At 64.8% G+C, this 23,012-nt stretch carries 28 protein-coding genes; 13 read left to right on the forward strand and 15 right to left on the reverse strand.

Translation table 11 applies throughout. The annotated features are described in order from the left end of the window. The 3 genes from A7A77_RS11435 to xth are packed head-to-tail and all read left to right on the forward strand — an operon-like array spanning nt 1 to nt 1,594. A complete protein-coding gene (locus tag A7A77_RS11435; protein WP_066557972.1) occupies nt 1-432 on the forward strand; it encodes a CBS domain-containing protein in 432 nt (143 codons plus the stop codon). Nucleotides 433-483: 51 nt separating this feature from the next. After that, nucleotides 484-813, forward strand: a complete 330-nt coding sequence (erpA, locus tag A7A77_RS11440) for an iron-sulfur cluster insertion protein ErpA (protein ID WP_066557975.1) — start codon at nt 484-486, stop codon at nt 811-813. A 4-nt stretch (nt 814-817) separates the two neighbouring features. Then, entirely contained in the window at nt 818-1,594 is a 777-nt protein-coding gene (gene xth, locus A7A77_RS11445; protein ID WP_066557978.1) for an exodeoxyribonuclease III, read from the forward strand. 209 nt (nt 1,595-1,803) lie between these two features. Here xth and A7A77_RS11450 read toward each other — a convergent pair whose 3' ends face one another. The 6 genes from A7A77_RS11450 to dnaQ form a co-directional block, all read right to left on the reverse strand. Then, nucleotides 1,804-2,499 carry a cell wall hydrolase gene (locus A7A77_RS11450; RefSeq protein ID WP_066558134.1) on the reverse strand — a complete coding sequence of 232 codons (696 nt, stop codon included), beginning with the start codon at nt 2,497-2,499 and terminating at the stop codon, nt 1,804-1,806. Nucleotides 2,500-2,721: 222 nt separating this feature from the next. Further along, a complete protein-coding gene (locus A7A77_RS11455) occupies nt 2,722-3,054 on the reverse strand; it encodes a DUF1491 family protein (RefSeq protein ID WP_066557980.1) in 333 nt (110 codons plus the stop codon). Between the two features lie 13 nt (nt 3,055-3,067). Continuing rightward, nucleotides 3,068-3,553, reverse strand: a complete 486-nt coding sequence (locus tag A7A77_RS11460) for a PaaI family thioesterase (protein WP_066557988.1) — start codon at nt 3,551-3,553, stop codon at nt 3,068-3,070. A gap of 32 nt (nt 3,554-3,585) precedes the next feature. Next, on the reverse strand, nt 3,586-4,047 hold the full coding sequence (locus A7A77_RS11465; protein ID WP_066557992.1) for a PTS sugar transporter subunit IIA: 462 nt from the start codon (nt 4,045-4,047) through the stop codon (nt 3,586-3,588). A gap of 229 nt (nt 4,048-4,276) precedes the next feature. Continuing rightward, the gene (gene hpf / locus A7A77_RS11470) at nt 4,277-4,852 is read right to left on the reverse strand and encodes a ribosome hibernation-promoting factor, HPF/YfiA family (protein ID WP_066557995.1); all 576 of its coding nucleotides are present in this window, start codon (nt 4,850-4,852) and stop codon (nt 4,277-4,279) included. Nucleotides 4,853-4,911: 59 nt separating this feature from the next. Then, on the reverse strand, nt 4,912-5,613 hold the full coding sequence (gene dnaQ / locus A7A77_RS11475) for a DNA polymerase III subunit epsilon (RefSeq protein ID WP_066557998.1): 702 nt from the start codon (nt 5,611-5,613) through the stop codon (nt 4,912-4,914). A gap of 89 nt (nt 5,614-5,702) precedes the next feature. Between dnaQ and A7A77_RS11480 the strand changes: the two genes are divergently transcribed. Beyond that, complete coding sequence (locus A7A77_RS11480) at nt 5,703-6,719, forward strand: ligase-associated DNA damage response exonuclease (protein ID WP_066558001.1); 1,017 nt, start codon at nt 5,703-5,705, stop codon at nt 6,717-6,719. Then, nucleotides 6,719-8,317: a cisplatin damage response ATP-dependent DNA ligase gene (locus tag A7A77_RS11485; RefSeq protein ID WP_066558004.1), complete on the forward strand. Its 1,599-nt coding sequence runs from the start codon at nt 6,719-6,721 to the stop codon at nt 8,315-8,317. The genes A7A77_RS11480 and A7A77_RS11485 overlap by 1 nt, the downstream gene beginning before the upstream one ends. On the opposite strand, the gene wecB is transcribed toward A7A77_RS11485, so the two are convergent. Then, nucleotides 8,314-9,414: a non-hydrolyzing UDP-N-acetylglucosamine 2-epimerase gene (gene wecB / locus A7A77_RS11490; protein WP_066558006.1), complete on the reverse strand. Its 1,101-nt coding sequence runs from the start codon at nt 9,412-9,414 to the stop codon at nt 8,314-8,316. The genes A7A77_RS11485 and wecB overlap by 4 nt on opposite strands. 168 nt (nt 9,415-9,582) lie before the next feature. On the opposite strand from wecB, the gene A7A77_RS11495 reads away from it, so the two are divergent. Continuing rightward, entirely contained in the window at nt 9,583-9,999 is a 417-nt protein-coding gene (locus A7A77_RS11495; RefSeq protein ID WP_066558008.1) for a group II truncated hemoglobin, read from the forward strand. An 8-nt stretch (nt 10,000-10,007) separates the two neighbouring features. Here the strand turns inward: A7A77_RS11495 and A7A77_RS11500 are convergent, their stop codons facing one another. The 5 genes from A7A77_RS11500 to A7A77_RS11520 all read right to left on the reverse strand — a co-directional run bounded on the left by A7A77_RS11500 (nt 10,008) and on the right by A7A77_RS11520 (nt 14,076). Beyond that, the gene (locus A7A77_RS11500) at nt 10,008-10,289 is read right to left on the reverse strand and encodes a DUF167 domain-containing protein (protein ID WP_066558011.1); all 282 of its coding nucleotides are present in this window, start codon (nt 10,287-10,289) and stop codon (nt 10,008-10,010) included. 8 nt (nt 10,290-10,297) lie between these two features. Beyond that, complete coding sequence (locus tag A7A77_RS11505; RefSeq protein WP_066558014.1) at nt 10,298-10,846, reverse strand: gamma carbonic anhydrase family protein; 549 nt, start codon at nt 10,844-10,846, stop codon at nt 10,298-10,300. After that, on the reverse strand, nt 10,843-11,379 hold the full coding sequence (locus A7A77_RS11510) for a GNAT family N-acetyltransferase (protein WP_342668664.1): 537 nt from the start codon (nt 11,377-11,379) through the stop codon (nt 10,843-10,845). Before A7A77_RS11510 ends, A7A77_RS11505 begins: the two co-directional genes overlap by 4 nt. Nucleotides 11,380-11,407: 28 nt before the next feature. Continuing rightward, a complete protein-coding gene (gene hemB, locus A7A77_RS11515; RefSeq protein ID WP_172799895.1) occupies nt 11,408-12,400 on the reverse strand; it encodes a porphobilinogen synthase in 993 nt (330 codons plus the stop codon). Nucleotides 12,401-12,462: 62 nt separating this feature from the next. Continuing rightward, a complete protein-coding gene (locus A7A77_RS11520; RefSeq protein ID WP_172799896.1) occupies nt 12,463-14,076 on the reverse strand; it encodes a M23 family metallopeptidase in 1,614 nt (537 codons plus the stop codon). A gap of 183 nt (nt 14,077-14,259) precedes the next feature. Between A7A77_RS11520 and A7A77_RS11525 the strand changes: the two genes are divergently transcribed. The 3 genes from A7A77_RS11525 (at nt 14,260) to fdxA (ending at nt 17,616) form a co-directional block, all read left to right on the forward strand. After that, nucleotides 14,260-16,875 carry a helicase-related protein gene (locus A7A77_RS11525; RefSeq protein ID WP_156500537.1) on the forward strand — a complete coding sequence of 872 codons (2,616 nt, stop codon included), beginning with the start codon at nt 14,260-14,262 and terminating at the stop codon, nt 16,873-16,875. Then, nucleotides 16,872-17,174 carry a S4 domain-containing protein gene (locus tag A7A77_RS11530; RefSeq protein WP_425388568.1) on the forward strand — a complete coding sequence of 101 codons (303 nt, stop codon included), beginning with the start codon at nt 16,872-16,874 and terminating at the stop codon, nt 17,172-17,174. Before A7A77_RS11525 ends, A7A77_RS11530 begins: the two co-directional genes overlap by 4 nt. 103 nt (nt 17,175-17,277) lie before the next feature. Continuing rightward, a complete protein-coding gene (gene fdxA / locus A7A77_RS11535) occupies nt 17,278-17,616 on the forward strand; it encodes a ferredoxin FdxA (protein WP_066558141.1) in 339 nt (112 codons plus the stop codon). A gap of 109 nt (nt 17,617-17,725) precedes the next feature. Here fdxA and A7A77_RS17910 read toward each other — a convergent pair whose 3' ends face one another. Next, nucleotides 17,726-17,908, reverse strand: coding sequence for a hypothetical protein (locus A7A77_RS17910; RefSeq protein ID WP_156500535.1), 183 nt, complete (start codon nt 17,906-17,908; stop codon nt 17,726-17,728). 14 nt (nt 17,909-17,922) lie between these two features. On the opposite strand from A7A77_RS17910, the gene A7A77_RS11540 reads away from it, so the two are divergent. From A7A77_RS11540 to A7A77_RS11550, 3 genes are all read left to right on the forward strand, one after another. Then, on the forward strand, nt 17,923-18,450 hold the full coding sequence (locus A7A77_RS11540; protein ID WP_066558028.1) for a CarD family transcriptional regulator: 528 nt from the start codon (nt 17,923-17,925) through the stop codon (nt 18,448-18,450). Nucleotides 18,451-18,639: 189 nt separating this feature from the next. Continuing rightward, nucleotides 18,640-19,389 carry a head GIN domain-containing protein gene (locus tag A7A77_RS11545; protein WP_082836078.1) on the forward strand — a complete coding sequence of 250 codons (750 nt, stop codon included), beginning with the start codon at nt 18,640-18,642 and terminating at the stop codon, nt 19,387-19,389. A gap of 86 nt (nt 19,390-19,475) precedes the next feature. Next, nucleotides 19,476-19,811 carry a hypothetical protein gene (locus tag A7A77_RS11550; RefSeq protein ID WP_066558034.1) on the forward strand — a complete coding sequence of 112 codons (336 nt, stop codon included), beginning with the start codon at nt 19,476-19,478 and terminating at the stop codon, nt 19,809-19,811. A 6-nt stretch (nt 19,812-19,817) separates the two neighbouring features. Here the strand turns inward: A7A77_RS11550 and A7A77_RS11555 are convergent, their stop codons facing one another. Next, entirely contained in the window at nt 19,818-20,777 is a 960-nt protein-coding gene (locus A7A77_RS11555) for an L-threonylcarbamoyladenylate synthase (RefSeq protein ID WP_066558036.1), read from the reverse strand. Between the two features lie 55 nt (nt 20,778-20,832). On the opposite strand from A7A77_RS11555, the gene A7A77_RS11560 reads away from it, so the two are divergent. After that, the gene (locus A7A77_RS11560) at nt 20,833-21,660 is read left to right on the forward strand and encodes an ATP-binding protein (RefSeq protein ID WP_066558147.1); all 828 of its coding nucleotides are present in this window, start codon (nt 20,833-20,835) and stop codon (nt 21,658-21,660) included. Nucleotides 21,661-21,669: 9 nt separating this feature from the next. Here A7A77_RS11560 and A7A77_RS11565 read toward each other — a convergent pair whose 3' ends face one another. Beyond that, entirely contained in the window at nt 21,670-23,004 is a 1,335-nt protein-coding gene (locus A7A77_RS11565) for a PQQ-dependent sugar dehydrogenase (protein ID WP_066558038.1), read from the reverse strand. Nucleotides 23,005-23,012: the final 8 nt, after the last annotated feature.

Genomic DNA, 23,012 nt, shown 5'->3' on the forward strand with positions numbered 1-23,012 from the left:
ATGAGCATCGCCAGGATCACCACGCGCCGCGATTTCGACATTGTCACCTGTTCGGAGGACCATACGGTCGCCCAGGCGGTCGAATTGCTGTCAGAGCGCAGGATCGGCGCGATGCCCGTTACCGACGAATCGGGCCGCGTGGTCGGTGTCTTTTCCGAACGCGACGTCATCCGCTGCCTGAAAGTGCATGGCGGCGACGCACTGGCGCTGAAGATGGCGGACGTCATGACCTCCCCCGCCGTTACCGTCAGCCCGGATACCAGCGAAAACCAGGCACTTGCGCTGATGACGCGGCGGCGCATCCGCCATCTGCCGGTGGTGGAAAACGGCAAGATGGTCGATTTCGTTTCGATCGGAGACCTCGTGAAAGCCCGCATCGACGAGATCGAGAGCGAGGCGCAGGCGCTGCGCGACTACATCCACTCCGCCTGAGAGGTATCGGGGCGCTTGCCCCGCCCGCGTGCGCACCCTATCTCGGCAGGTATGGAACAGCCGATCTCGCTCAGCCCCTCTGCCGCGGCCCGCGTGGCCACGATTGCCACGAAGCAAGGGCGCGACGCCGCGCTGCGGCTTGCCGTGGAAGGCGGCGGCTGTTCGGGTTTCCAGTACCGGTTCGACCTCGCCTCCGATATCGAAGGCGATGACATCGTCGTCGAACAGGACGGGGTGAAGCTGGTCGTCGATCCGGTCAGCCTCGATCTCGTGCGGGGCAGCGTGGTGGATTTCGTCGAATCGCTGGGCGGCGCGGCCTTCCGCGTCGAAAACCCGCAAGCGGCCGCCGGCTGCGGTTGCGGCTCCAGCTTCTCGATCTGACCCGGTGAGGATCGCAAGTTTCAACATCAACGGGGTAAAGGCGCGCATGCCGCGCCTGCTCGAATGGCTGGACGAGACGAAGCCCGACGTTGCCTGCCTGCAGGAAATCAAGTCGAGTGACGAGACCTTTCCCGGCGATGCCTTTCACGAAGTTGGCTACCGCGCGATCTGGCACGGGCAGAAGGGTTTCAACGGCGTCGCCATCCTGCAACGCGGGGAAGAACCCCCGCACGAAGTGCTGCGCGGACTTCCCGGCGATGACGAGGATACGCACAGCCGCTATATAGAGGCGGACGTGAACGGTGTGCGCGTCGTGTGCATCTACCTGCCCAACGGCAATCCGGTGCCGGGGCCGAAATTCGATTACAAGCTGGGATGGATGAAACGGCTGCGCACCCGCATGGCCGAACTGCTGGCGGCAGAGATCCCGGCGGTCGTCATCGGCGATTACAACGTGATTCCGGAAGACAAGGACGTCTGGTCGCCCAAGGCGATGGCATCCGACGCGCTGATGCAGCCGGAATCGCGCGATGCATACTTCCGCTTGTTGGGTGACGGGTGGACCGACGCGATCGACCTCCACCATCCGCGCGGCGGCATGTGGACGTTCTGGGACTATCAGGCCGGTGCGTGGCAACGCGACCACGGCTTCCGCATCGACCACGCCCTCCTCTCGCCCGCCCTTGCCGACAGACTGATATCATGCGGCATAGACAAGGAATACCGAGGCCGCGAAAAGGCAAGCGACCACGTGCCGGTCTGGATAGAAGTCAGGGATTAAACGCTAAATTCCACGCCAACGCCCGGTTGGATGGATTTTTTCACAGGGATAGGAGCGAACTTTAGGTTCGTGACCTGAGAAGCGACGCCGCCCTGGGGAAAAAGACGCCAACCGAAAAGTCGAAAGGCCGCCGGATTGGGGGAACCCGGCGGCCTTTCCGCTTACGCGCGCACTTGGGGGATTTGCGCGTTAGCGTTCCGACTCTCGACTTAACGATAGAAAATGTGATTGTCGATCTGTGCAAGCCGCGTCATGCGATTTTTCCAGCGCGGAGAGACGTAGCGGGCGTGGAAGAACAGCGCGCCTTCGGCCACGCTTTCCCATGCACCTTCATGCGCGATAGTCGCGATTTTCTTCGCCCGCTGCCACGCACGGCTGGACGTATCGATCGACGGCATACGGCCGCCGCGTACGAACGAGAACTGCGAACGCTGATAGACGACGCCGCAGTAGCTGGAGGGGAAGCGGCCGGATTCGGCGCGGGCGATGATCACCCGGCCAACGGCCAGCTGTCCGGCCAGCGGCTCGCCCTTCGATTCGAAATAGATCGCACCGGCAAGGCAGCGCATCTGTTCGTCGAGCTTTCCGGGAACCGGTTCTTCGGCGACCAGTTCAGCAAGAGAGGCCGCATCGCGCGGCGCGCCCGCCACGATCGTCTCGACAGCCGGAACCGGCTGAACAACAGGCTGGGAGATGAATTGCGTGCCAGATACGGCATCGGCGGATTCCGCCTGAGCGCCGGGAATGGCTTCCGGGGCGGAAATGGCAGTCTCTGCCGGCGAAACCAGGGCCGGCATGGCCACGCTGGCTTCTGCCATGGCGCTGGAACCGTCCGTTCCCAGCAGGGTGACCCCTAGGGTCGCGACCAGCGAAAGCGCGCTGGCGCTCTTGACCTTGCGGCTCATCAATGTTCGTTCGAGTGCGGTGAACACCTGTCACAGCGCTTTATCGAAGAACGAGCGGCCGATCCCGACTGCCCTTTCGCGTTCTTCGAAACGACGCTGCCGGTCGTTCCCCGTCTGCGCGCTCGCTACACGTGCCTTAATGCACGCGGCAGCTGCCTACGCCCGTAATCGGGGCGCATCTGCAATTGTGGCGTAAAAGTGTCAACACCGGTAACCTTACCGTTAAGGAATTACCGGGATGAACTGTGGCGCATTTGCGACATCCAGTTCCACGACCCAGCAATCTGGGTCCTGAGACACGCGCTTGTCAAGGTAGTTATTGAAATCTAACGGTTTTTCCGGGTCCATGCGCCGGATTTCGGTCCATTTCCGGCCCAGATCAAGGTCTGGCATGCGCTCATAAAGCACTGAATCGCGACCGTTTTGGCAAGCCACCACAAGAATTTGCCCGGTCTCCCGCTCGCCCTTGTTAATGATTGTGGCAAAGCCCCCTGCGGCCTCAACCGCCCGAATCATGCCGCTGACTTCGATATGAGCCGGTAATCTGCCTTCCATCACGGACGGCCCATCAGGAATTGTTCGGCACGACGTAACCGGGCAGGCCCGACAGCGGAATCTGCGATCGCATGAAAGTGCCGGTTCCGCGGCCCAATTCCTCGCCCTCTTCGTCGATGATGCGCGCCTCGCCCACCAGCACGCGACGACGGCCGCTGATCCAATTCCCTTCTGCCGTGACACGCCCGCCACGGATCGGGCGCGAAAAGTGAAGGTTGAACGAGGTGGTCAAAAGGAAGCGATCCGTGACCAGCGTGTTCGCCGCATAGAAGGCCGCATCGTCGAGCATCTTGAAATAGATCGTACCATGCGCGGCGCCGGCGGCGTGAAACACGCTCTGGTCGACGTCGAAGACAATGCGGGCCAGCCCCTCCCCCGGAATCTCGAGGCGCGAGGCGAACAGGCTGTTCACCGGGGCAGAGGCATAGAGCGATTCGAGCGCGCGCCAGTGCAGTGAGGCCCCGGTTGCAGCCTCGTTCCCGCTGTCCTGACCGCTCATTCCGCCTCCCCCGATCCGATGCCCGCGCCCCTTCAGGCCGCGCTGCGGCCCGATTCGCTGGTCAGCAAGGCATAGACGGTTTCGTCGTTCTGCGCTTCGGCAAGTCTGTCGCGCAGGCGTTCATCGCGCATCATGCGCGAAATAGCGGCCAGCGCGTGAAGGTGCGTCGCCCCCGACTGGTCGGGGGACAGCAGGCCGAAGGCAAGGTCGACCGGAAGCCCGTCTGCGGAATCGAAGCTGACCGGTGCGTCCAGCCGCACGACGGCACAGACCGGACGGCGCAGGCCGGGAATGCGGGCATGGGGAATCGCGACGCCACGCCCGAAACCGGTGCTGCCCAGCCGCTCGCGTTCTTCCAGCGCATCGAGAACGAGCGAAGCGTCGAGATCGTAGACACGGGCAAACCGCTCGGCCAGGGCCGAGAGTACCTCGTTCTTGGACAGGGCATTGCTGGACCCCACGGCGGCGGGGTCTAGAAGGTACAGCGCGCTCATCGTTCAGATCTTGTCTTTCAGCCTTACATCGTCCGTCCGCCGGTTCGGTGGCGGTCCGGAGCAGGTCGGTATGACGCCGTAAAGACACGCGCACGAAAGCGCGTGCCCCAAAGGCGCTTTGCGAACTCTTCTCCCTGATTCGCAAAAACCGACGATCAGCCTGCTCTTTCCGAAAGGGAAAGATCCTTAGCGGCCCGCGACTTGGATCGCGGGCACGCACCAGCAGGCGTTACGTGGACGGTTCGACCCAGCCGATCGTACCGTCAGCGCGGCGGTAAACCATATTATGACGGCCCGTGCCAGCATTTTTGAAGAACAGGGCCGGCGTGTCGCGCAAGTCGAGCATCATCACCGCATCGGAAACCGAAGTTTCGGGGATATGGGTACGCGTTTCGGCAATGACCGGCGGCGCATAAGTTTCGACCATTTCCTCTTCATCGTCATCGGGAACGACGGCGAATACAGTATAGGCCGCTTCTTCTTCCCTCAGCGCATGTTCGGTCTGTTCGTGGCGATCCTTCAGCCGGCGCTTGTAACGTCGCAACTGCTTGTCGATCTTCTCCGCCGCCTTGTCGACCGCCTGGTGCGCATCCTGCGCCTCTGCATGGCCCTTCAGGATCAGGCCTTGCATGACGTGGGTCACGATATCGACGGTGAAGCTGTCATGCGGGCCCTTGCCCAGCGTGACCTGGGACGAGATCGCCCGGTTGAAGTACTTGTCTACGATTCCGTTGAGTCTGTCGGAGGCGTGTTCCTGAAGTGCTGCACCCGTCTCGACCTGGTGACCGGAAACGCGAATATCCATCGACAACTCCTTCTTTCTTGTCATTTCCCATAAGGGCAGGAGCGTGGGTGCCGTTTGGGTCAGCCCGCGACCGCTCCTTTTATCCAGATGGGGTCTTTCAACGTCGCGATAAAGGCCTCGTGCCGCTCGATTTCCTCCGCGCTCGCCGCATGGGGACGAGCCGGTCTGAATTCGCGTTGGACGTGAGCCGTCTCGACGACGGTGGAAGTCTCGGTAATCGTGGTGCCGGCGGCCAGTTCAAGGCCGATCTGCCTGCCGCCGGTCAGTTCGACGTAAACTTGCGCCAGCAATTCGGCGTCGAGCAGCGCGCCGTGCATAGTGCGGTGGCTGCGATCGATGCCGTAACGGGTGCACAGCGCATCGAGCGAAAGCTTCGCGCCGGGGTGCTTCTTCCGCGCGATCTGCACGGTGTCTATCATGCGGGTGGTGGAAACGATCTCCAGCCCACACATGCCCAGTTCCGCGTTGATGAAGCCGAAGTCGAAACCGGCGTTGTGCGCCACCAGCGGGGCATCGCCGATGAAGTCGAGGAACTCGCCCGCCTTCTCTGCAAAGCGGGGTTTGTCGGACAGGAAAGTGGCGGACAGGCCGTGCACGGCTTCCGCCTCTGCCGGCATGTCGCGATCGGGATTGAAGTATTCGTGGTATACGCGGCCGGTGGCGACCTTGTTCACCATCTCTACGCAGCCGATTTCCACGAGGCGATCACCTGTGCGGGGGTCAAGGCCGGTGGTTTCGGTATCGAACACGATTTCGCGCATTTGCAAAACTATGCGCCCGCCCCGCCGGTCTGGCAAGTGGTTAGGGCGCGAAGGAACGAACCTTTGTACCTGCGGGTTTGGCTGATGCCATGAACACGCGCGCGCTTCCCGACTTTTCCTGGCTAAGCCCCGATCCGCACGGCATTTTCGTGGCGCCCTGCAATGCGTGGATCGACCCTTCGAAACCGGTGGAGACCGCGCTGGTCACGCATGGGCATGCCGATCACGCACGCGGCGGCCATGCGCGGGTTTTCGCGACTCGGGAAACGCTGGCGATCATGAACTTGCGCTATGGCGCCGCCGGGGATGAAATCGCGGTGCCGCTGCGCGAACCGGTGGAGCTTGGCGGCGGCGTGACCGCGACATATTTTCCGGCGGGCCACGTTCTGGGCAGCGCGCAGATCCTGCTGGAGCACGGCGGCGAACGAGTGGTGGTGACCGGCGACTACAAGCGGCGGCCCGATCCGACTTGCGAGCCGTTCGAGGTGGTGCCCTGCGATGTGTTCATTACCGAGGCGACGTTCGGGCTGCCCGTCTTCAGGCACCCGCCGATCGCGGGCGAGATGCGGAAACTGCTCTATGCGCGTGAACAACGGCCCGATGGCTGCGTGGCGGTTGGTGCCTATGCCCTGGGCAAGGCGCAGCGGGTGATCTGCGAGTTGCGGCGGGCGGGTTATCACGAACCGATCTACCTGCACGGCGCGCTGGAAAAGATGTGCGGGCTTTATGAAGAGCTGGGCGTGCCGCTGGGCGCATTGCGCAGTGCGACCGGCATTGGGAAGGACGAACTGAAAGGCCAGATCGTGCTCTGCCCGCCGTCGGCCCTGAATGACAGGTGGAGCAGGCGGCTGCCCGATCCGGTGACGGCCATGGCATCGGGCTGGATGCGCGTGCGTCAGCGGGCGCGGCAGCGCAATGTCGAACTGCCGCTCGTGATTTCGGACCATTGCGACTGGGACGAACTGACGCAGACCATCCGCGACGTCGATCCGGCGGAAACCTGGGTGACGCATGGGCGCGAGGAAGCGCTGCTGCGCTGGTGCCAGCTGAACCAGCGCCGTGCCCGCGCGCTCGCCATGGTCGGGTACGAGGATGAGGACGACTGATGCGCGCCTTCGCCACTCTCGTCGACCGGCTGACCTATACGCGCAGCCGCAATGCCAAGCTGGACCTCATCGCCGAATACTTGCGCACCACGCCAGATCCGGACAGGGGCTGGGCACTGGCGGCGCTGACCGGCGCGCTCGATTTTCCCGCCGTGAAGTCGGGCACGATCCGCAACCTGCTGACAGAGCGGGTCGATCCGGTGCTCTACACCCTGTCGCGCGATTACGTGGGCGATACGGCGGAAACCGCCAGCCTGCTTTGGCCCGCGCCCGAAGGTGAGACGCCGACGGACGAGCCCGGCCTGTCGGAAGTCGTCGACCTGCTGCGCGCGATGACGCGCGGTTCGGTGATGACGGAACTGCCGAAGCTGCTCGACCGGCTGGACGCCAACGGGCGCTATGCCCTGCTGAAGTTCGCGACCGGCGCGATGCGGATCGGGGTTTCGGCGCGTCTTGCCCGCGTCGCCTTTGCGCAGGCGTTCGATGTGCCGGTCGATGCGGTGGAGGAATACTGGCACGGCGTCGATCCGCCCTACCCCACGTTGTTCGCATGGGCTGCGGACGGCGCGGACCCGCCGCGCACCGATCTGGTCCCGCTGTTCCGCCCCTTCATGCTCGCCCATCCGCTGGAGGATACCGTCGTTTCGATGGACGACTATGCGGCGGAGTGGAAGTGGGACGGCATCCGCGTGCAGCTCGTCCACGTGAACGGCGAAACCCGCGTCTATTCGCGCAGCGGGGACGACATTTCCGCCACTTTCCCCGAAATGGCAGAGGCGCTGGACTTTCCCGCCGTGCTGGATGGCGAACTGCTCGTGCGCGGCACGCATCAGGGCGGTGAACAGGGCGGCGCGGCCAGTTTCAACGCCCTGCAGCAGCGGCTCGGCCGCAAGACCGTGTCGAAGAAGATGCTGCGCGAGGCACCGGCCTTCGTCCGGCTCTATGACGTGCTTCTCCGCGATGGCGAGGACTTGCGCGAACTGGGCTGGGCGCAGCGTCGCGAACATCTCGAACTGCTGATGGACCGCCTCGATCCCGAACGCTTCGACCTGTCCCGCCTGATAGAGGCCGACAACTTCGCGGACCTTGCCGCCATCCGCGAAGGCGCACGCGACGATGCGATCGAGGGCGTGATGCTGAAGCGGCGCGATGCCCCCTATATCGCGGGACGCAAGGTGGGCCTGTGGTACAAGTGGAAGCGCGATCCGCTGCTGATCGACTGCGTGCTGATGTATGCGCAGCGCGGCAGCGGCAAGCGGTCCAGCTTCTATTCCGACTTCACCTTCGGCTGCTGGGACGGTGATCCCGATGCGGGCGCGGAATTGCTGCCGGTCGGCAAGGCCTATTTCGGATTTACCGATGACGAACTCAAATGGCTGGACCGGCATGTGCGGCAGAACACCGTGAACCGCTTCGGACCGGTGCGAGAGACCGACAAGTCGCTGGTGCTGGAAGTCGCGTTCGATTCCGTCCACGAAAGCAAGCGCCACAAGTCCGGCCTTGCCATGCGTTTTCCGCGCATCAACCGCATCCGGCAGGACAAGCCCGCGCACGAGGCGGACCGGATCGATGCGCTGAAAGCACTCGTGCGCGATTAGCGCCGCAGATCGCGGGCCAGCACGCGGGCGATTCGTGCACCGGCGCGGCCGTCTCCGAACACATCGCTTACCTGCGGGGCAGGCCGCGCCAAGGCATAGCGGGCGGCGGTGAGCAGCATCTGCGGATCGTACCCGATGATCCGCGCGACCCCTGCCTCCACCGCCTCCGGCCGCTCCGTCGTTTCGCGCAGGACGAGAACCGGGCGGCCCTTCGCCGCCGCCTCTTCCTGAACGCCGCCACTGTCGGAAATCACCAGCCGCGCCGCCTGCATCAGCCGCAGGAAAGAGAAATAGTCGAGCGCGGGCACCAGCGATATGCGCGGCAGATTGTCGAGCCGCTGCCGCAGCATCTCGCTCTCTGCGCGCGGATGCAGCGGCAGGACGAGATGCACGCCCTCGCTCTCCACCAGCGACAGCAGGCCCGACGCGATGGCCCGCATGGCATCCGGCCCCGTTTCGCGGCGGTGGATCGTGGCCAGCACCAGCGGCTTGCCCTTCGACTCCTCTATCAACGGGATTGCGGCGCCGCCCAATGCCGGATTGCCGTCCAGCAACAGCTTTGCCCAGTGCAGGGCGTCAACCACGGTATTGCCCACCATGTCGATCCGGGCGGGATCGATTCCTTCGGCCTGCAAGGCGGTTTCGGCGCGGCGCGTGGGCGCAAAGTGCCAGCGCGCGATCTGGGTGACCATGCGGCGATAGCCTTCTTCGGGGAATGGGCGCGCCATGTCGCCCGATCGCAGCCCCGCCTCGACATGGGCGACGGGGATCTGCCGGTGGAATGCGGCAAGCGCGGCGGCAAGCGTGGTTGCCGTGTCGCCCTGTACGACAACCGCGTCAGGCCCCTGCCTGTCAATCGCCGCGCCGATGGTGGTGACCATGCCCGCCAGCAGCTTGGCAACGCCGGTCGCGGCGGGGCGGTCCAGCCGCTCTGCCGGATCGATCCGCGCGGCATCGAGAAATTCGCGGCCGAGATCGGGGTGCTGGCCACTATGACACAGCCGCACCGACATCGACGCCTCGTCACGCAAGGCCTGCACCACGGGGACGAGCTTGATGATCTCCGGCCGGGTGCCGGCGACGACGAGTATGGACAAGGTTTGCGACCCTTTGTTCCGTAAGGATGTTTGCCTGCCTTCACGGTAAAGGGCGCAGGTTCAAGGCCTGCCTGCAAGATATTGACCGGGATCAAGGACATGTCGTGGACAAGCGGGGCAAACGGCAGGCTCGGTAATCTGACAGGAATGGCGAGAGGCAGGCCGGCGATGGCGACAGACGAAACGAAACCGGAGGCCCGCACGCCGTATGATGCGCTGGGCGGCGCGCCCGCGTTTCGCACCATCGTCGACAGGTTCTACGACCTGATGGACAGCGACCCCGCCTATGCCCGCCTGCGCGACATGCATGGCACCGATCTTGCCCCGATGCGCGATGCGCTGGCCAGCTTTCTGGGCGGCTGGGCCGGCGGCCCGCGCGAATGGTTCGAAGCCAATCCCGGCCGCTGCATGTTTTCCATCCACGGCGGATTCCCGATCGATGCGGAAACCGGCGGCCAGTGGGCAGAGGCGATGGAGCGGGCGATTGCCGATGCCGACATCGATGATCGTGCCCTTGCCGGACAACTGTCCGAACGCCTGTCGATGATGGCGCGTGGCATGGCGCGGAACGCACAAGACGCCTAGCACCACAACTAGCCGGTAATCCGCAGCACCTTTTCCCGCGCGGTTGCCCCGCGCACCAGTTCGATGCGCGCGGGCGCGATGCCCAGCCCCTTTGCGACCAGGCGGATGACTGCCTTGTTCGCCTTCCCATCCTCCGGCACGGCGGTCACGCGAACGCGCAGCTTGCCGTCCTCTATCGCCAGCGCATCACCCTTCGCATTGGGCGTGGCGCGCAGGAACAGCAGCCCCTCCCCGTCGATCAGCGCACGCAGGGCATCGGCATCGGGCAGACTTGCGCGCGGCTTGGCCATCGCCTGTTTCAGTCGGCCAGTGCCGCCTTGTGATGTTGACCATTCTCGACATAGTGGGCCACGCCGCGCTGCATGTCGGCGCATTGCGCGTCGTTCAGGTGACGCATGAATTTCGCCGGACGGCCCGACCACAGTTCGCGTGCACCGATGGTCTTGCCGCCGGTCAGCATCGCGCCCGCCGCCAGCATCCCGTCGCTTTCGATCGTGGCCCCGCTCATCACGATGGCACCCAAGCCGACGAAGGCACGGTCGAACAGGGTGCAGCCGTGAACCATGGCAAGATGGCCGATCAGCACGTCCTCTCCGATAATCGTCGGCCAGCCTTCGGGCCGGTTGTCGGTCGGGCTGTCGCAATGGACGACGCTGCCATCCTGTATGTTGGTGCGCGCCCCGATGACGATGCGGTTCACGTCGCCGCGGATCACGCAGTTGTACCAGATGCTGACATCCGGTCCGATCTCCACATCGCCGATGATGCGGCAGCCCGGCGCGATGAAGGCGCTGTCGTGGATCTTCGGGCGCTTGCCGTGGATTGCGGCGATGGTGATGTCGTTCATGCCTGTCGTTCCCAGTCTTCTCGCGTGATCGTGTACACGATGATCCGTTCGCGCCCGAAACGTTCGTTCGGTTCCAGCACGAAATCGAGGTCGGCGCGGCGTTTCATGCCCAGCCGTTCCATCAGTCCCCAACTGGCCGTGTTTTCGATGACCGTCAGTGCCACGACATGCGGGGCTTCGTATGTGGCGAAAGCGGCGGCAAGGCTCGCCTCGGCGGCTTCGCGGGCATAGCCCTTGCCCCAGGCGTCTTCACGCAGGCGCCAGCCGATCTCGAAATCGCCTTGCGGACCATTCGGCAGGTCGGCCCGCTTCAAGCCGCAGAAGCCGAGGATTTCGCCGGCCAGGTGCCCGCCGTCGTCCTTGCGCTCCACGGCCCAGAAGGTGTGGCCGTACCCCTCGCTCCAACCGCGCAGCTTGTCGGCCATCTTGCCGCAGGTTTCGTCATCCATCACGCCGCCCAGCCATTGCATAACGGCAGGCGTGTTGGTGTGTGCGATGAACGGCGCGAAATCCTCGTCGCGCCAATCGTGCAAAATCAACCGCTCCGTTTGGAAAGCAATCTCAGCCATTCAGCAATCGCGCGGCCAGCGGCGCGTGATAGGTCAGCACCCCGCTCGTGCCCGCACGCTTGAACGACATCAGCGTTTCCATGACCAGCGCCTCACGCTCTCCCGCACCGGCAGCGGCGGCGGCTTCGATCATCGCGTATTCGCCGCTGACCTGATAGGCGAAGACCGGTACGGCAAATTCCTCGTGCACGCGGCGCACGATGTCGAGATAGGGCAGACCCGGCTTCACCATGACGCTGTCCGCACCCTCGATCAGATCCAGCTCCACTTCGCGCAGTGCCTCGGCGCCGTTCGCCGGGTCCATCTGGTAGGTTTTCTTGTCGCCCTTCAGCAGCCCGCGCGAACCCACGGCATCGCGAAACGGGCCGTAAAACGCACTGGCATACTTGGCGGCATAGGCCATGATCTGGACGTTGTGGTGGCCCTCGTCCTCCAGCGCTTCGCGCACCGCGCCGATGCGGCCGTCCATCATGTCCGAAGGCGCGACAATGTCCGCGCCCGCCGCGGCCTGCACCAGCGCCTGCGACACAAGCGCTTCGACGGTCGCGTCGTTCGCGACATAGCCGTTATCGTCGATCAGCCCGTCCTGCCCGTGGCTGGTATAGGGATCGAGCGCGACATCGGTCAGCACCCCCAGATCGTCGCCCACCGCGTCCTTGATCGCGCGGATGGCATTGCACATCAGGTTCTGCGGATTGTGCGCCTCGCTTCCGGTATCGTCGCGCAAGTTCGGCGGTGTGTTCGGGAACAGCGCGACGCAAGGAATGCCCAGCGCCACGGCCTCTTTCGCGCGCGCCGCGATCCCGTCCAGCGACCAGCGCGACACTCCGGGCAAAGAGGAGATCGGTTCTTCCACCCCTTGCCCCGATGTGACGAACAGCGGCCAGATCAGGTCGGCAGGGGTCAGCACCGTTTCGCGGTGCATCGCGCGGCTCCACGAAGTGGCACGGGTACGGCGAAGGCGGAGGTGCGGATACTGGCTCATGATGCGCAGCCTAGTGCCCGTTTTGCCGCGCCTAGGGAAGAGGGCTGTGCCCGCCGTTCGCGTCAGGCGGGCGCATTCGACAGGCGGTCGATCTCGCGCTGCGGTTCTTCCGGCTCTGCGGCGGTCTGCGTCATCGGTTCCAGCGCTGCACCCGGCTTCACCTTCTTCAATTCGAGAAGTTGCGCGCGGAACTGGCGCAGCTCGTCCGCCGACAATTGCGCGCGAACCACGAATTGCACCGACAACGGATCGATCGTCTTGCCGCCGCGATAAAGCTCGTAGTGCAGGTGCGGGCCGGTCGACAGGCCGGTCGATCCGGCATAGCCGATGACCTGCCCGCGCTTCACCCGCTGCCCGCTGGACACGGCAAAGCGCGACAAGTGGGCATAGCCCGATTGCAGGCCGCCGCCGTGGTTGATCCTGACGAAGTTGCCGAACCCGCCCTTGCGGGAGGCATAGTTCACCGTGCCGTCCGTCACCGCATAGATCGGCTGGCCGGTTCGCGCGCGGAAATCGACGCCCGCATGCATCCGCTTGTACCCCAGGATCGGGTGACGCCGCATGCCATAGCGCGATGTAATCGAACCGTTCGTCGGCGCGACGAGGCCCGAACGCATCTCGCCCGCGCCGTTCGCGTCATAGAACTTCTTGTCCTTGCCCCAGCGCAGCATCTGCGCCCGCGGCGTGCCGCGCCGCGACAGCCCGGCATAGAGCACGTCGCCCACCTCTACCTCGCCGGTCTCGGCCCGCTTGTAGGCGATTATGACGTCGAAATCGTCGCCGGCCCCCACATCGCGGTCAAGGTCGATCGCTTCGTCCAGCGCCTTCAGGTATTGCTGCACGGATCGTGCGGGCACGCCAGCCGCGCGGGCGGAGCGGTAGAGGCCCGATCCCACCTTGCCGGTAATGCGCAGCGGCGTATCGTCCACGCGGATGACCCGCTTTTCCAGCGCGAGCGGCCCGCCAGCCCGGTCCACCGTCAATTGCAGGTCGAACCGCGCGCGGAAGGTCAGGTTTTCCAGCGGTCGCGGCTGGCTCGGGCTTTCGCGGCGGCCAAGGCGCATCTGGAATCCGGTGCCCGGCTCGATATCGCCAACGGGATAAGCCTCGTTGATCAGCGCCTGAGTCTGCTCCGCATCGCCAGAACCCACGCCGGCGCGGCGCAGCATGTTTTCCAGCGATCCATCGCGGCCCATCGTCGCGGTCAGTTCGATGACGGGGCGTTCCGGCGCACTTGCCAGCGGGACGACCAGCCGCGAAGGCCCCATGCGCTTGCCGGTGTCGGCACCCAGCGCCAGCGGGGTGATCATCTGCGCGCGGTATTCCTCGCGTTCGTCATCCGTCAGCCGAATGTCGGGCGCGGCCTGCACCGCGTTGAAATCGGGCCAGAGCGCAAGCGCAATGGCGATCAGCACCAGCATGAAGGCAAGGCTGCGATACCAGCGCGGCGAACCGATGCCGTCGGCAAGATCGGAAACCCAGGGCTCGTCCTCGCCCTTCTTCAGCCCGAACTGGCGCAGCACGGTCGCGAAATCGCGGCGCTCGACCTCTGCGGTCTGCGCAACGTCCCCGTCTTTCGCCCCGACCTTGTCGAGTGTGGTCATGCGCGGTGCGTCCACCGCAGGCTCCTTCACACTGGTATCCGTTGCCGCCCGCCGATCCGTTGCACGCAGCATGGCGGGTTCGATGGCCCAAATCATGCTTTCCGCAAAGTTGCCAAAGTGCTGCTTCCACAGACCGCCGCGACGAGATGCCGCAAGGATGCGACGAACCGCACCGTCAAATGCCCGTTCGTCCGTTGATGACGCCGTGCGCGCATCTTGCGGCAGGGCATGGCCGCTGCCAGATTGGAAGGCATCATGCCCCGCGCTGCATCACACGGCAGTATCGTGAAGGCCGTGCTAGGCCCCACCAATACCGGCAAGACCCACCTCGCGGTCGAGCGGCTGTGCGCGCATTCCAGCGGCCAGATCGGCTTTCCCCTGCGTCTGCTGGCGCGAGAGATCTATGACCGCGTCGTCGCCATAAAGGGGGCCGATAACGTGGCTCTCATCACCGGCGAGGAACGGATCGATCCGCCCAACGCGCGCTGGAAACTGTGCACGGTAGAAGCGATGGACCGCGATGCCGACCTCGCCTTCGTCGCGGTGGACGAGGCGCAGCTGGGCGCAACGCCCGAACGCGGCCACGTCTTTACGGACAGGCTGCTGAACGCACGCGGGCGGGAGGAGACGATGATCCTCGGCTCCTCCGCCCTCGCGCCGATGGTCGATGCGTTGGTGCCGGAAGCGGAAATCGTCACCCGCCCGCGCTTTTCCACGCTGAGCCATGCCGGATCGCTGAAACTGTCGCGCCTGCCGCCGCGCAGCGCGGTCGTCGCGTTCAGTGCAGAGGAAGTCTACGCCGTGGCCGAAATGCTGCGTCGCTTTCGCGGCGGCGCAGCTGTCGTCATGGGCGCATTGTCGCCGCAGACGCGCAACCGCCAGGTCGAACTGTTCCAGTCGGGAGAGGTCGACTATCTCGTGGCCACAGATGCCATCGGCATGGGCCTCAATCTCGATGTCGCGCATGTCGCCTTTGCCGGCCTTGCCAAGTTCGACGGCCAGCGCCGCCGCCGCCTGACGATCGCCGAAATGGCCCAGATCGCGGGCCGCGCCGGCCGGCACCAGAAGGACGGCACCTTCGGCACCCTTGCCGGAGAGCGAGGGGCCGAGTTTTCCGAGGACGAGATCCACGCGATCGAGGAACATATCTTTCCGCCGATCGAAAAACTGATGTGGCGCGATGCGGAGCCGCGGCTGACATCCATCGACACGCTGATCGACGATCTGTCCGCCCCGCCCGCCGATCCCGCGCTGGCCCCTGCGCCCGAAGCCATCGATCTTGCCGTCGCCCGCATCCTGTCAGAACGGCCTGACGTGCGGGAACGGGCAAAAGGCAAGGCGATGGTCGGCCGGTTCTGGGATGCCTGTTCGCTGCCGGATTTCCGCTCGCTTGGCGCGGAAAACCACGCGCGTTTCGTGGCGCGGTTGTGGCAGGATCTTTCGACCGGCACCGGCAGGCTGGGGCATGACTATGTCGCGGGCATGATCGCCCATCTGGATGACGCGCGCGGCGATATCGACACACTGCAGGGCCGCATCGCCGCGATCCGCAGCTGGGCCTATATCGCGCAGCGCCCCGATTGGGTACTGGACCGGGAGGACATGGCCGAACGCGCCCGCGCGGTGGAGGCGAAATTATCCGATGCGCTGCACGAGCGGCTGACCGAGCGGTTCGTCAACCGGCGCACCGCAGTGCTGATGAAGAAGATGGGAGACGCCGGATTGCTACCGGTAACGATGGGTGAAAACGGGGCCGTTCTGGTCGACGGGGAAGAGATCGGAAAGCTGGAAGGCTTCCGCTTCGATGTCGATCCGCAGGCGCGGCTGGAAACGCGAAGGCTGCTGCTTGCCGCGGCGGAGAAACACTTGCCGGTGCTGCTGAACGCGCGCGCCGATGCACTGCTGGCCGATGCGAACGGACCAAGGGAAGAGCCGGGGGACGAAGCGCTGACATGGGCTGACGACACGATCGTCTGGCAAGGCCACATCGTCGCCCGGCTACAGGCAGGCCGCAAGGTGCTCGACCCGCAGATCCGGCTGGAACCCGGCCTTGCCGCGCTGCCCGCGCCATTGCGCGAAAAACTGGGCAAGGCGCTGCAGGAATGGCTGACCCGCACGATCGCCGCGCGCCTGAAACCGATGGTGCGGATCGACGAGGCGGCACAGGACAGCGAGGGCGGGCCCGACCTTCGCGCCCTGCTGATCGCCCTGCACGATGCGGGCGGCGCGCTGCCACGGCGCGATTCGCGTGTCGAGGAACTCGATCCGGCCCAGCGGCAGCGCCTGCGCAAGCTGGGCGTACAAGTCGGCGCGATCGATATCTTCATGCCCGCAATGGCACGCGCAGCAACTCTGGCGGACTGGGCAGCACTTGCATGGCTTGGTGACAGGGGCGCAAAGCCGCTGGCAAGCGAGCTTTCCGCCACCCTTCCGGCCAAGGGGCGTCCTCCCGCTTTCTACCGCCGTGTCGGGCAGCAATTCGTGCGCATCGATCTGGCCGAGCGCCTGCTCCACGCCGCGCACCAGCGGCGCGCTCGCTGGGCCGGGGGTGCACCGCGCCGGCGCCAACGCGGCGACACGCCGCCGCCCCGCTTCGCGCTCGATCCGACGTTGGCGCTATCCATGGGCCTGTCGACGCAGACGTTCGCCGAGTTGCTGCGCCAGGCCGGTTTCACGGCGACTGCCCCGCGCCCCCTGACCGAGGGGCAGTTCGGCCCGCCCGAACCCCCGCTGTGGCAATGGCGTCCACGGCGCAGCGGCCCACCCGCGGAACGGCGCAAGCCCGAAAACCGGAACCCCGCACGCGGCAAACCCGCACCCACCGTGGCAGAGGGCAATCCCTTCGCCGGTCTTGCCGAGCTGATCCGGTGAAGCCGGGCAGCGGCCCGCAAGCCGGTCCGCGCCCGATGCAGCGCATCGACCGCGTCTTGTGGATGCTGCGCCTGACGCCCACACGCGGCGCGGCACAGGCGCTGGTCGGTGAAGGACATGTGCGCGTGAACGGGCGGCGCGTGGTGCGCTGCGCGCAGCCGGTGGGCGCTGGCGATGTCGTGACGATGCCGCACGGACACGGCGTGCGCGTGGTGCGAATGCTGGCCCTGCCCGTCCGTCGCGGCCCTGCGGAAGAGGCGCGACGGCTCTACGAGGAAATTGAGAGTGTTTCGCATTAAGCCCGCATGGCTTGACGAAGCAATTCAGCGTGCATAGTCGCCAAAGCACGGCCCGGCGCGCATGGTCTTTTTGCGCCGGCACGAGAAGGAAAGTTCACGCGCCATGACCTACGTCGTCACCGATGCCTGCATCAAATGCAAATACATGGACTGCGTTGAGGTTTGCCCCGTCGACTGCTTCTACGAAGGCGATAACATGCTGGTGATCAATCCCAGCGAGTGCATCGACTGCGGCGTCTGCGAACCGGAATGCCCGGCCGAAGCCATTCTGCCCGACACCGAAAGCGGCCTTGAACAGTGGCTGGAACTGAACACCAAGTATTCGGCGGAATGGCCGAACATCACGGTGAAGCGCGAATCTCCCGCCGATGCCGACGAGCACAAGGGCGAAGAGGGCAAGTTCGACAAGTACTTCTCGGCAGAGCCGGGCGAAGGCGACTAAGCCCTTATCATCGCTGATGATTTTGCTGCATCGCGGCATGGCGCGACGCGCCGTGCCTTGATTGCGCCTGCCTATTGCGAACGGCAGCAGGAAGGATTCGCATTTTCCGTCAAATTGTGGTAAAACTTCTGTCGAACCGGTGGGTGATGTGCCCTCGGTGCGTCAGGAAAGGCGTTTTTCCCGTCAGGCATAATTCGGATCCGGCCGGGCTTTTCGGCAGGTGAAAATGACTGCCGCGCAGATCGACCGGTCCCTCCCGGTTGCGATGCAACATGCGGGGAAGTTCGGCCATAGAAAGGACAATGCATGACTGCCAAGGCTCCTGCCTTCGACGTCGGAGACTATGTCGTTTACCCCAAGCACGGCGTTGGCCGCGTGATCGAGCTGCAAAGCCAGGAAATCGCCGGCATGCAGCTTGAACTCTACGTTCTCCGTTTCGAGAAAGAACGGATGACCCTTCGCGTGCCCATGAACAAGATCGAATCGATCGGCATGCGCAAGCTGTCTTCGGACAAGACGCTGCGCGAGGCGATGGACGTTTTGAAGTCCAAGCCGAAGGTGAAGCGCACCATGTGGTCGCGCCGCGCGCAGGAATACGAAGCGAAGATCAATTCGGGCGACCTCGTGTCGATCGCCGAAGTGACCCGCGACCTGTTCCGCGCCGACGACCAGCCGGAACAGTCCTATTCCGAACGCCAGATCTTCGAGGCAGCTTCCAGCCGCCTCGCCCGTGAACTGGCCGCGATGGAAAAGACGGACGAACCGTCGGCACTCGCCAAGATCCTCGAGATCCTGAACGAGTATGCCCCCAAGTACTACGAGCAGACTGCCTGAGCCCCCAAATCAGGCATGACTCGCACGAGAGAGGCCGTCGGGAAACCGGCGGCCTCTTTTGTTCAGGCCCCCTCTCCCGCACTACATGCCGCTCATCGACCGCTCTTGACGGTTGATCGATAGGGCACGGTTCTTGCCCGGCACAGCGCATTACTGTATTACGTCGTTAATACAGTTGGAGAGCAAGCCATGTCGTTCCACATCAAGCTGCCCGGCCTTGCCAAGGCTATCGGGATCGCAGCCGGAGCCATGCTGGCCGGTACTGTCGCGGCCTGCGATGCCGAGAACATCTCGTTCGGCGACAAGAAAGGCGTGCCGCTTTCCGAACTCGACATGTCAGGTGATGCGCCCACCGCGATTGCCCTGATGGGCCCCGACACGGTGAAACTGAGCGAGGGCGACAAGCTGGCAATAGAGATCGAAGGGTCCGACGAGATGATCGCCGCCATGCGTTTCGCGCTCGATGGCGATACGCTCGGCATCCTGCGCAGCAGGAGCGCACCCGATGGCGAGCGGGCGATCGTGCTGGTCACGATGCCTGCCCCCGAATCCATCGTGATCGCAGGATCAGGCACTGTCGAGAGCGCATCGCTTGCCAAGAAGGCGGACATCACCGTCACCGGCAGCGGTTCCGCCGTCAGCAAGGCGATCGACACAGAAGAGCTGGAAGTGAACATCATCGGCTCCGGCTCCTTTACCGGCGCGGGCCGGACGGGTGATCTGGAGCTGTCTATCGCCGGCAGCGGTTCCGCGCCGATGAAGGACCTGACGGCGGACAAGGCGGAAGTGAACATCGCCGGATCGGGCGAAGGCGCATTCCGTTCCGACGGCAGGGTCGAGGCCAATATCATGGGTTCGGGCACCGTGCGCGTCTTCGGCCGTGCCAAATGCGAAGTGCAAGCCATGGGTTCAGGCAAACTGGTCTGCGAGGAGGGCTGACGGGCGGTTCGTGCGCACCGGTTAACCCGCCTGCCATATGCGGGGTGCTATCCGGTTCACGGGATCGAACGTGGACGAGGATACTGATGCGACGCACTTTGCCATTACCGGCCGCCTGCCTTGCTATTGCCGCCAGCTTGACCCTTGGCGGTTGCATCGCAAAGACGGCATTGGATGTCGCGACGGCCCCCGTCCGCATGACAGGCAAGGCCGTGGATCTGGCCACGACCAGCCAGTCGGAAGCGGACGAGAAACGCGGGCGGGAAATCCGCAAGCGCGAGGAACGGCTTGGCAAGCTCGACCGCCGCTACCGCGATGAAATCGATCGTTGCGACAATGGCGATGCGGCATCCTGCGCCGCCGCGCGGGCAACCTACGCCGAAATCCAGGCGATCCTGCCCACAGTTCCGGTCGAATCGTAGCGGTGTTCAGGCTGCGGCGCGACGTAGCCTGTCGGCAATCGCTTCCCCGATCCCGTCCCTGGGCAGGGGAACGACCGCGATCCGTTCCTGCGGTGCCGCCGCCGCGGCATGGAGCGCGGAATAAAGCCGCGACGCAGCCGCGTTCAGATCACCCTCCGGCGACAGGTTGAAGTGCCCGTCATCGCTTCCGAACCCGATACGGAACTCCCCTTCCCGTTCATCCGCCGCGTCCAACCGAACCGGCTTTCCCGGCGCGTAGTGGCTGGCCAGTTGTCCCGGTGCCTCGATCCCGTCCGTGTCCCCGCAAAGCGGCGGGCCAAGCACGGCGGCAACCTGCTCCTCCGTCACCGGCCCCGGGCGCAGCACCTGCCAGCCTGACGGGCGAAGCGCCACGATGGTCGATTCAAGGCCCCGTTGGGTATGCCCGCCATCCAGAACCAGTTCGATCCGGCCTGCAAGCGATGCTGCCACATGCGCGGCGCTGGTCGGGCTGACCGCACCGCTGCGATTGGCCGATGGGGCCGCCAGCGGAAATCCGCAGCGGCGCAGCACCTCCCGCATCACCGGATGGGCCGGCATCCGCACCGCCACGGTCGGCAACCCCGCCGTCACGGCAGAGGCCAGCCCCGAATCCGCGCGCAGCGGCAGCACCAGCGTCAATGCACCCGGCCAGAACGCATTGGCCAGTGCGCGCACGCGTTCGTCCGGCACGGCAATGCGTTCCAGCGCGGCATAGTCCGGTACATGCACGATTAGCGGGTTGAAATCGGGCCGCCCCTTGGCGCGATAGATCGCCGCAACGGCCCCGGCATCGTCGGCACGGGCGGCAAGGCCGTAGACGGTCTCCGTCGGCAGGGCCACCGGCACGCCTTCGCGCAACAGGGTGACCGCACCGGCAAGCCCGCTCTCGTCAGCTTGCGCGATACGCGGCATCGGGCCTTCGTTGCGGGCGGTGGCTTCGTTCATGCGCTGTCGCTATAGCCGGCGGGCAATTCGGGCAAGAAGGACCGGCAAAAACGTGATCGACACCAGCAACGATACCCTTGCCCGCATCGCCGACGCGCTGGACCGGATTGCCCCGCCCCGTTCGGCCCCCACCGATCTTCACGCCGCGCCCGCCTATGGCTGGGACGGCAGATCGCTTGCCGCCATTCCCGAAATCGTGGCCCCGCCCCTTTCCCTGCTGCGCGGGATCGACCGGCAACGCGACACCGTGGCCGACAATGTCGCCCGCCACGCCGCGGGCGCGGACGCGCATGACATGTTGCTGTGGGGATCACGCGGCATGGGCAAGTCGGCGCTCGTCCGCGCCTCTGTCGTGGCCGCTGCGGGTGATTCCGGCCGCATTGCACTGGTTCAGGCGGCAGGGGATGCCCTTGCTACCCTTCCGGCGCTGATGGCGCTGCTGCGGGGTTGCGAGCGGCGCTTCCTGCTGTTCATCGATGATATGGGTTTTGGCGCAGGGCAGGAAAGCGAAGCGCGCGTCCTGCGATCTCTGCTCGAAGGGGGCGTATCCCCTCGCCCCGCCAATGTGCGGATTGCCGTCACCTCCAACCGGCGCGCCATCCTTGCCCGGCATATGTCGGAACAGGATGACCCGATCAATCCGCGCGATTCGGTTGACGATTCGCTGGCGCTGGCAGACCGCTTCGGCCTGTCGGTGGGCTTCCACGCCTGCAGCCAGGACGATTACCTCGCCATCATCGCCGCCTATGCCGGGCAATACGGGCTGGAGTGGGAGGAAGCCGACGCGCTCGAGTGGTCGAAGCGTCGCGGCGCGCGATCGGGCCGCGTCGCCCGCCACTACATCACGGAACTGGCGGGCCGGGCCGGTCGCTCTCTCGACTAGCCGCAGCGATCAGGGTGCAGTCACCCGCCAAATGATGCCGCCGGTATCGTCACTGACCAGCAGGGCGCCGGTCTGGTCCCACGCCAGCATCGTCGGGCGGCCATGCGCATCGTCGTTCCCGTCCAGGAAACCGGTCAGCACCGGCACCGGCAACTGTTCCAGCGGATTGCCGCGATCGTCGAAGCCGACGAAGACGACATCGTAACCGGAAACCGGCTTGCGGTTCCACGAACCGTGCCGCGCCACGAATGCACCACTGGCGAATTTCTCGCCCAACTTGCCGCCATCGGCGAATACCAGCCCCAGCGGCGCGACATGCGCGCCCAGCGAATATTCGGGATACCGCACGTATTCCTGCAGGTACTGCGGCATCGGCGCTTCCACGCGCCCGTCATATTCAAAGCGCCAGTAGATCCACGGCCAGCCGTAGTGCACGCCGATCGGCACGTTGGTCAGGTAATCGGGCGGCCCGTCCGAACCCATCATGTCCCGCTCGTTCACCGTGGTCCACAGCTCGCCACTGTCGGGGTTGAAGGCAAGGCCGGTGGGGTTGCGGATGCCCGATCCGTACAGGCGGTGCGTGCCGCTCGCGATGTCGAATTCATGGATCGCGGCGCGGCCCGCTTCCTTGTCCATGCCGCTTTCGCCGATGTTCGATGCCGAACCGACGCTGATATAGAGATGCTCTTCATCGGGGCTGAGCACGATATTGCGCGCCCAGTGACCGCCGCCGCCTGGCAAGTCCATCAGCTTCGTCGCTTCCGCCTCGATCTTCACCTGCCCCGGCTCGAACGGGAAAGAGACCAGCGCATCGGTATTGGCGACGTAGAGTTTGCCATCATGCGCCACCATGCCGAACGGCGAATTCAGCCCCGAAAGCAGGACACTGCGGGTTTCGGCAACGCCGTCGCCATCCCCGTCACGCAAAAGGATGATGCGATTGGCAGACGGGACGCCCGCACCCACCTTGTCCATCATCCATTCCATGATCTTTCCGGTCAGGCCGTTTGCTTCGCGCGGGGGGGAATTGGTTTCCGCCACCAGCACATCGCCGTTTTCCAGCGTGAGCATTGCCCGCGGATGATCCAGCCCCGTCGCAAAGCGGGCGACCTGCAACCCGTCTGCCGCAACCGGCGTCGCCCCATCCGGCCAGCCGCTGGCGCCCAGCAGCTTGACCGTGGGCACCTTTTCATAGTTCGGCTCGGCAATCACGGGATCGGTGCCGGATACCGCATCCAGCGTCATTTCCGCCGGATTGCCGTGAATGAAATAGATGGCGATCCCAGCAAGGATGAGGACGACCATCCCGACGGCGATAAGCGTGTTGCGCAATTTCGAAGACATGCCCGCTA

This window comes from Croceicoccus bisphenolivorans, from assembly GCF_001634625.1.
Classification (GTDB): domain Bacteria; phylum Pseudomonadota; class Alphaproteobacteria; order Sphingomonadales; family Sphingomonadaceae; genus Croceicoccus; species Croceicoccus bisphenolivorans.

Coding starts and splice junctions, on each gene's coding strand:
- A7A77_RS11435 (WP_066557972.1), top strand. CDS start 1: ATGAGCATCGCCAGGATCACCACGCGCCGCGATTTCGACATTGTCACC.
- erpA (WP_066557975.1), top strand. CDS start 484: ATGGAACAGCCGATCTCGCTCAGCCCCTCTGCCGCGGCCCGCGTGGCC.
- A7A77_RS11450 (WP_066558134.1), bottom strand. CDS start 2,499: ATGAGCCGCAAGGTCAAGAGCGCCAGCGCGCTTTCGCTGGTCGCGACC.
- A7A77_RS11455 (WP_066557980.1), bottom strand. CDS start 3,054: ATGGAAGGCAGATTACCGGCTCATATCGAAGTCAGCGGCATGATTCGG.
- A7A77_RS11460 (WP_066557988.1), bottom strand. CDS start 3,553: ATGAGCGGTCAGGACAGCGGGAACGAGGCTGCAACCGGGGCCTCACTG.
- A7A77_RS11465 (WP_066557992.1), bottom strand. CDS start 4,047: ATGAGCGCGCTGTACCTTCTAGACCCCGCCGCCGTGGGGTCCAGCAAT.
- hpf (WP_066557995.1), bottom strand. CDS start 4,852: ATGGATATTCGCGTTTCCGGTCACCAGGTCGAGACGGGTGCAGCACTT.
- dnaQ (WP_066557998.1), bottom strand. CDS start 5,613: ATGCGCGAAATCGTGTTCGATACCGAAACCACCGGCCTTGACCCCCGC.
- A7A77_RS11480 (WP_066558001.1), top strand. CDS start 5,703: ATGAACACGCGCGCGCTTCCCGACTTTTCCTGGCTAAGCCCCGATCCG.
- A7A77_RS11485 (WP_066558004.1), top strand. CDS start 6,719: ATGCGCGCCTTCGCCACTCTCGTCGACCGGCTGACCTATACGCGCAGC.
- A7A77_RS11495 (WP_066558008.1), top strand. CDS start 9,583: ATGGCGACAGACGAAACGAAACCGGAGGCCCGCACGCCGTATGATGCG.
- A7A77_RS11500 (WP_066558011.1), bottom strand. CDS start 10,289: ATGGCCAAGCCGCGCGCAAGTCTGCCCGATGCCGATGCCCTGCGTGCG.
- A7A77_RS11505 (WP_066558014.1), bottom strand. CDS start 10,846: ATGAACGACATCACCATCGCCGCAATCCACGGCAAGCGCCCGAAGATC.
- hemB (WP_172799895.1), bottom strand. CDS start 12,400: ATGAGCCAGTATCCGCACCTCCGCCTTCGCCGTACCCGTGCCACTTCG.
- A7A77_RS11520 (WP_172799896.1), bottom strand. CDS start 14,076: ATGCTGCGTGCAACGGATCGGCGGGCGGCAACGGATACCAGTGTGAAG.
- A7A77_RS11525 (WP_156500537.1), top strand. CDS start 14,260: ATGCCCCGCGCTGCATCACACGGCAGTATCGTGAAGGCCGTGCTAGGC.
- fdxA (WP_066558141.1), top strand. CDS start 17,278: ATGACCTACGTCGTCACCGATGCCTGCATCAAATGCAAATACATGGAC.
- A7A77_RS17910 (WP_156500535.1), bottom strand. CDS start 17,908: ATGGCCGAACTTCCCCGCATGTTGCATCGCAACCGGGAGGGACCGGTC.
- A7A77_RS11540 (WP_066558028.1), top strand. CDS start 17,923: ATGACTGCCAAGGCTCCTGCCTTCGACGTCGGAGACTATGTCGTTTAC.
- A7A77_RS11545 (WP_082836078.1), top strand. CDS start 18,640: ATGTCGTTCCACATCAAGCTGCCCGGCCTTGCCAAGGCTATCGGGATC.
- A7A77_RS11550 (WP_066558034.1), top strand. CDS start 19,476: ATGCGACGCACTTTGCCATTACCGGCCGCCTGCCTTGCTATTGCCGCC.
- A7A77_RS11555 (WP_066558036.1), bottom strand. CDS start 20,777: ATGAACGAAGCCACCGCCCGCAACGAAGGCCCGATGCCGCGTATCGCG.
- A7A77_RS11565 (WP_066558038.1), bottom strand. CDS start 23,004: ATGTCTTCGAAATTGCGCAACACGCTTATCGCCGTCGGGATGGTCGTC.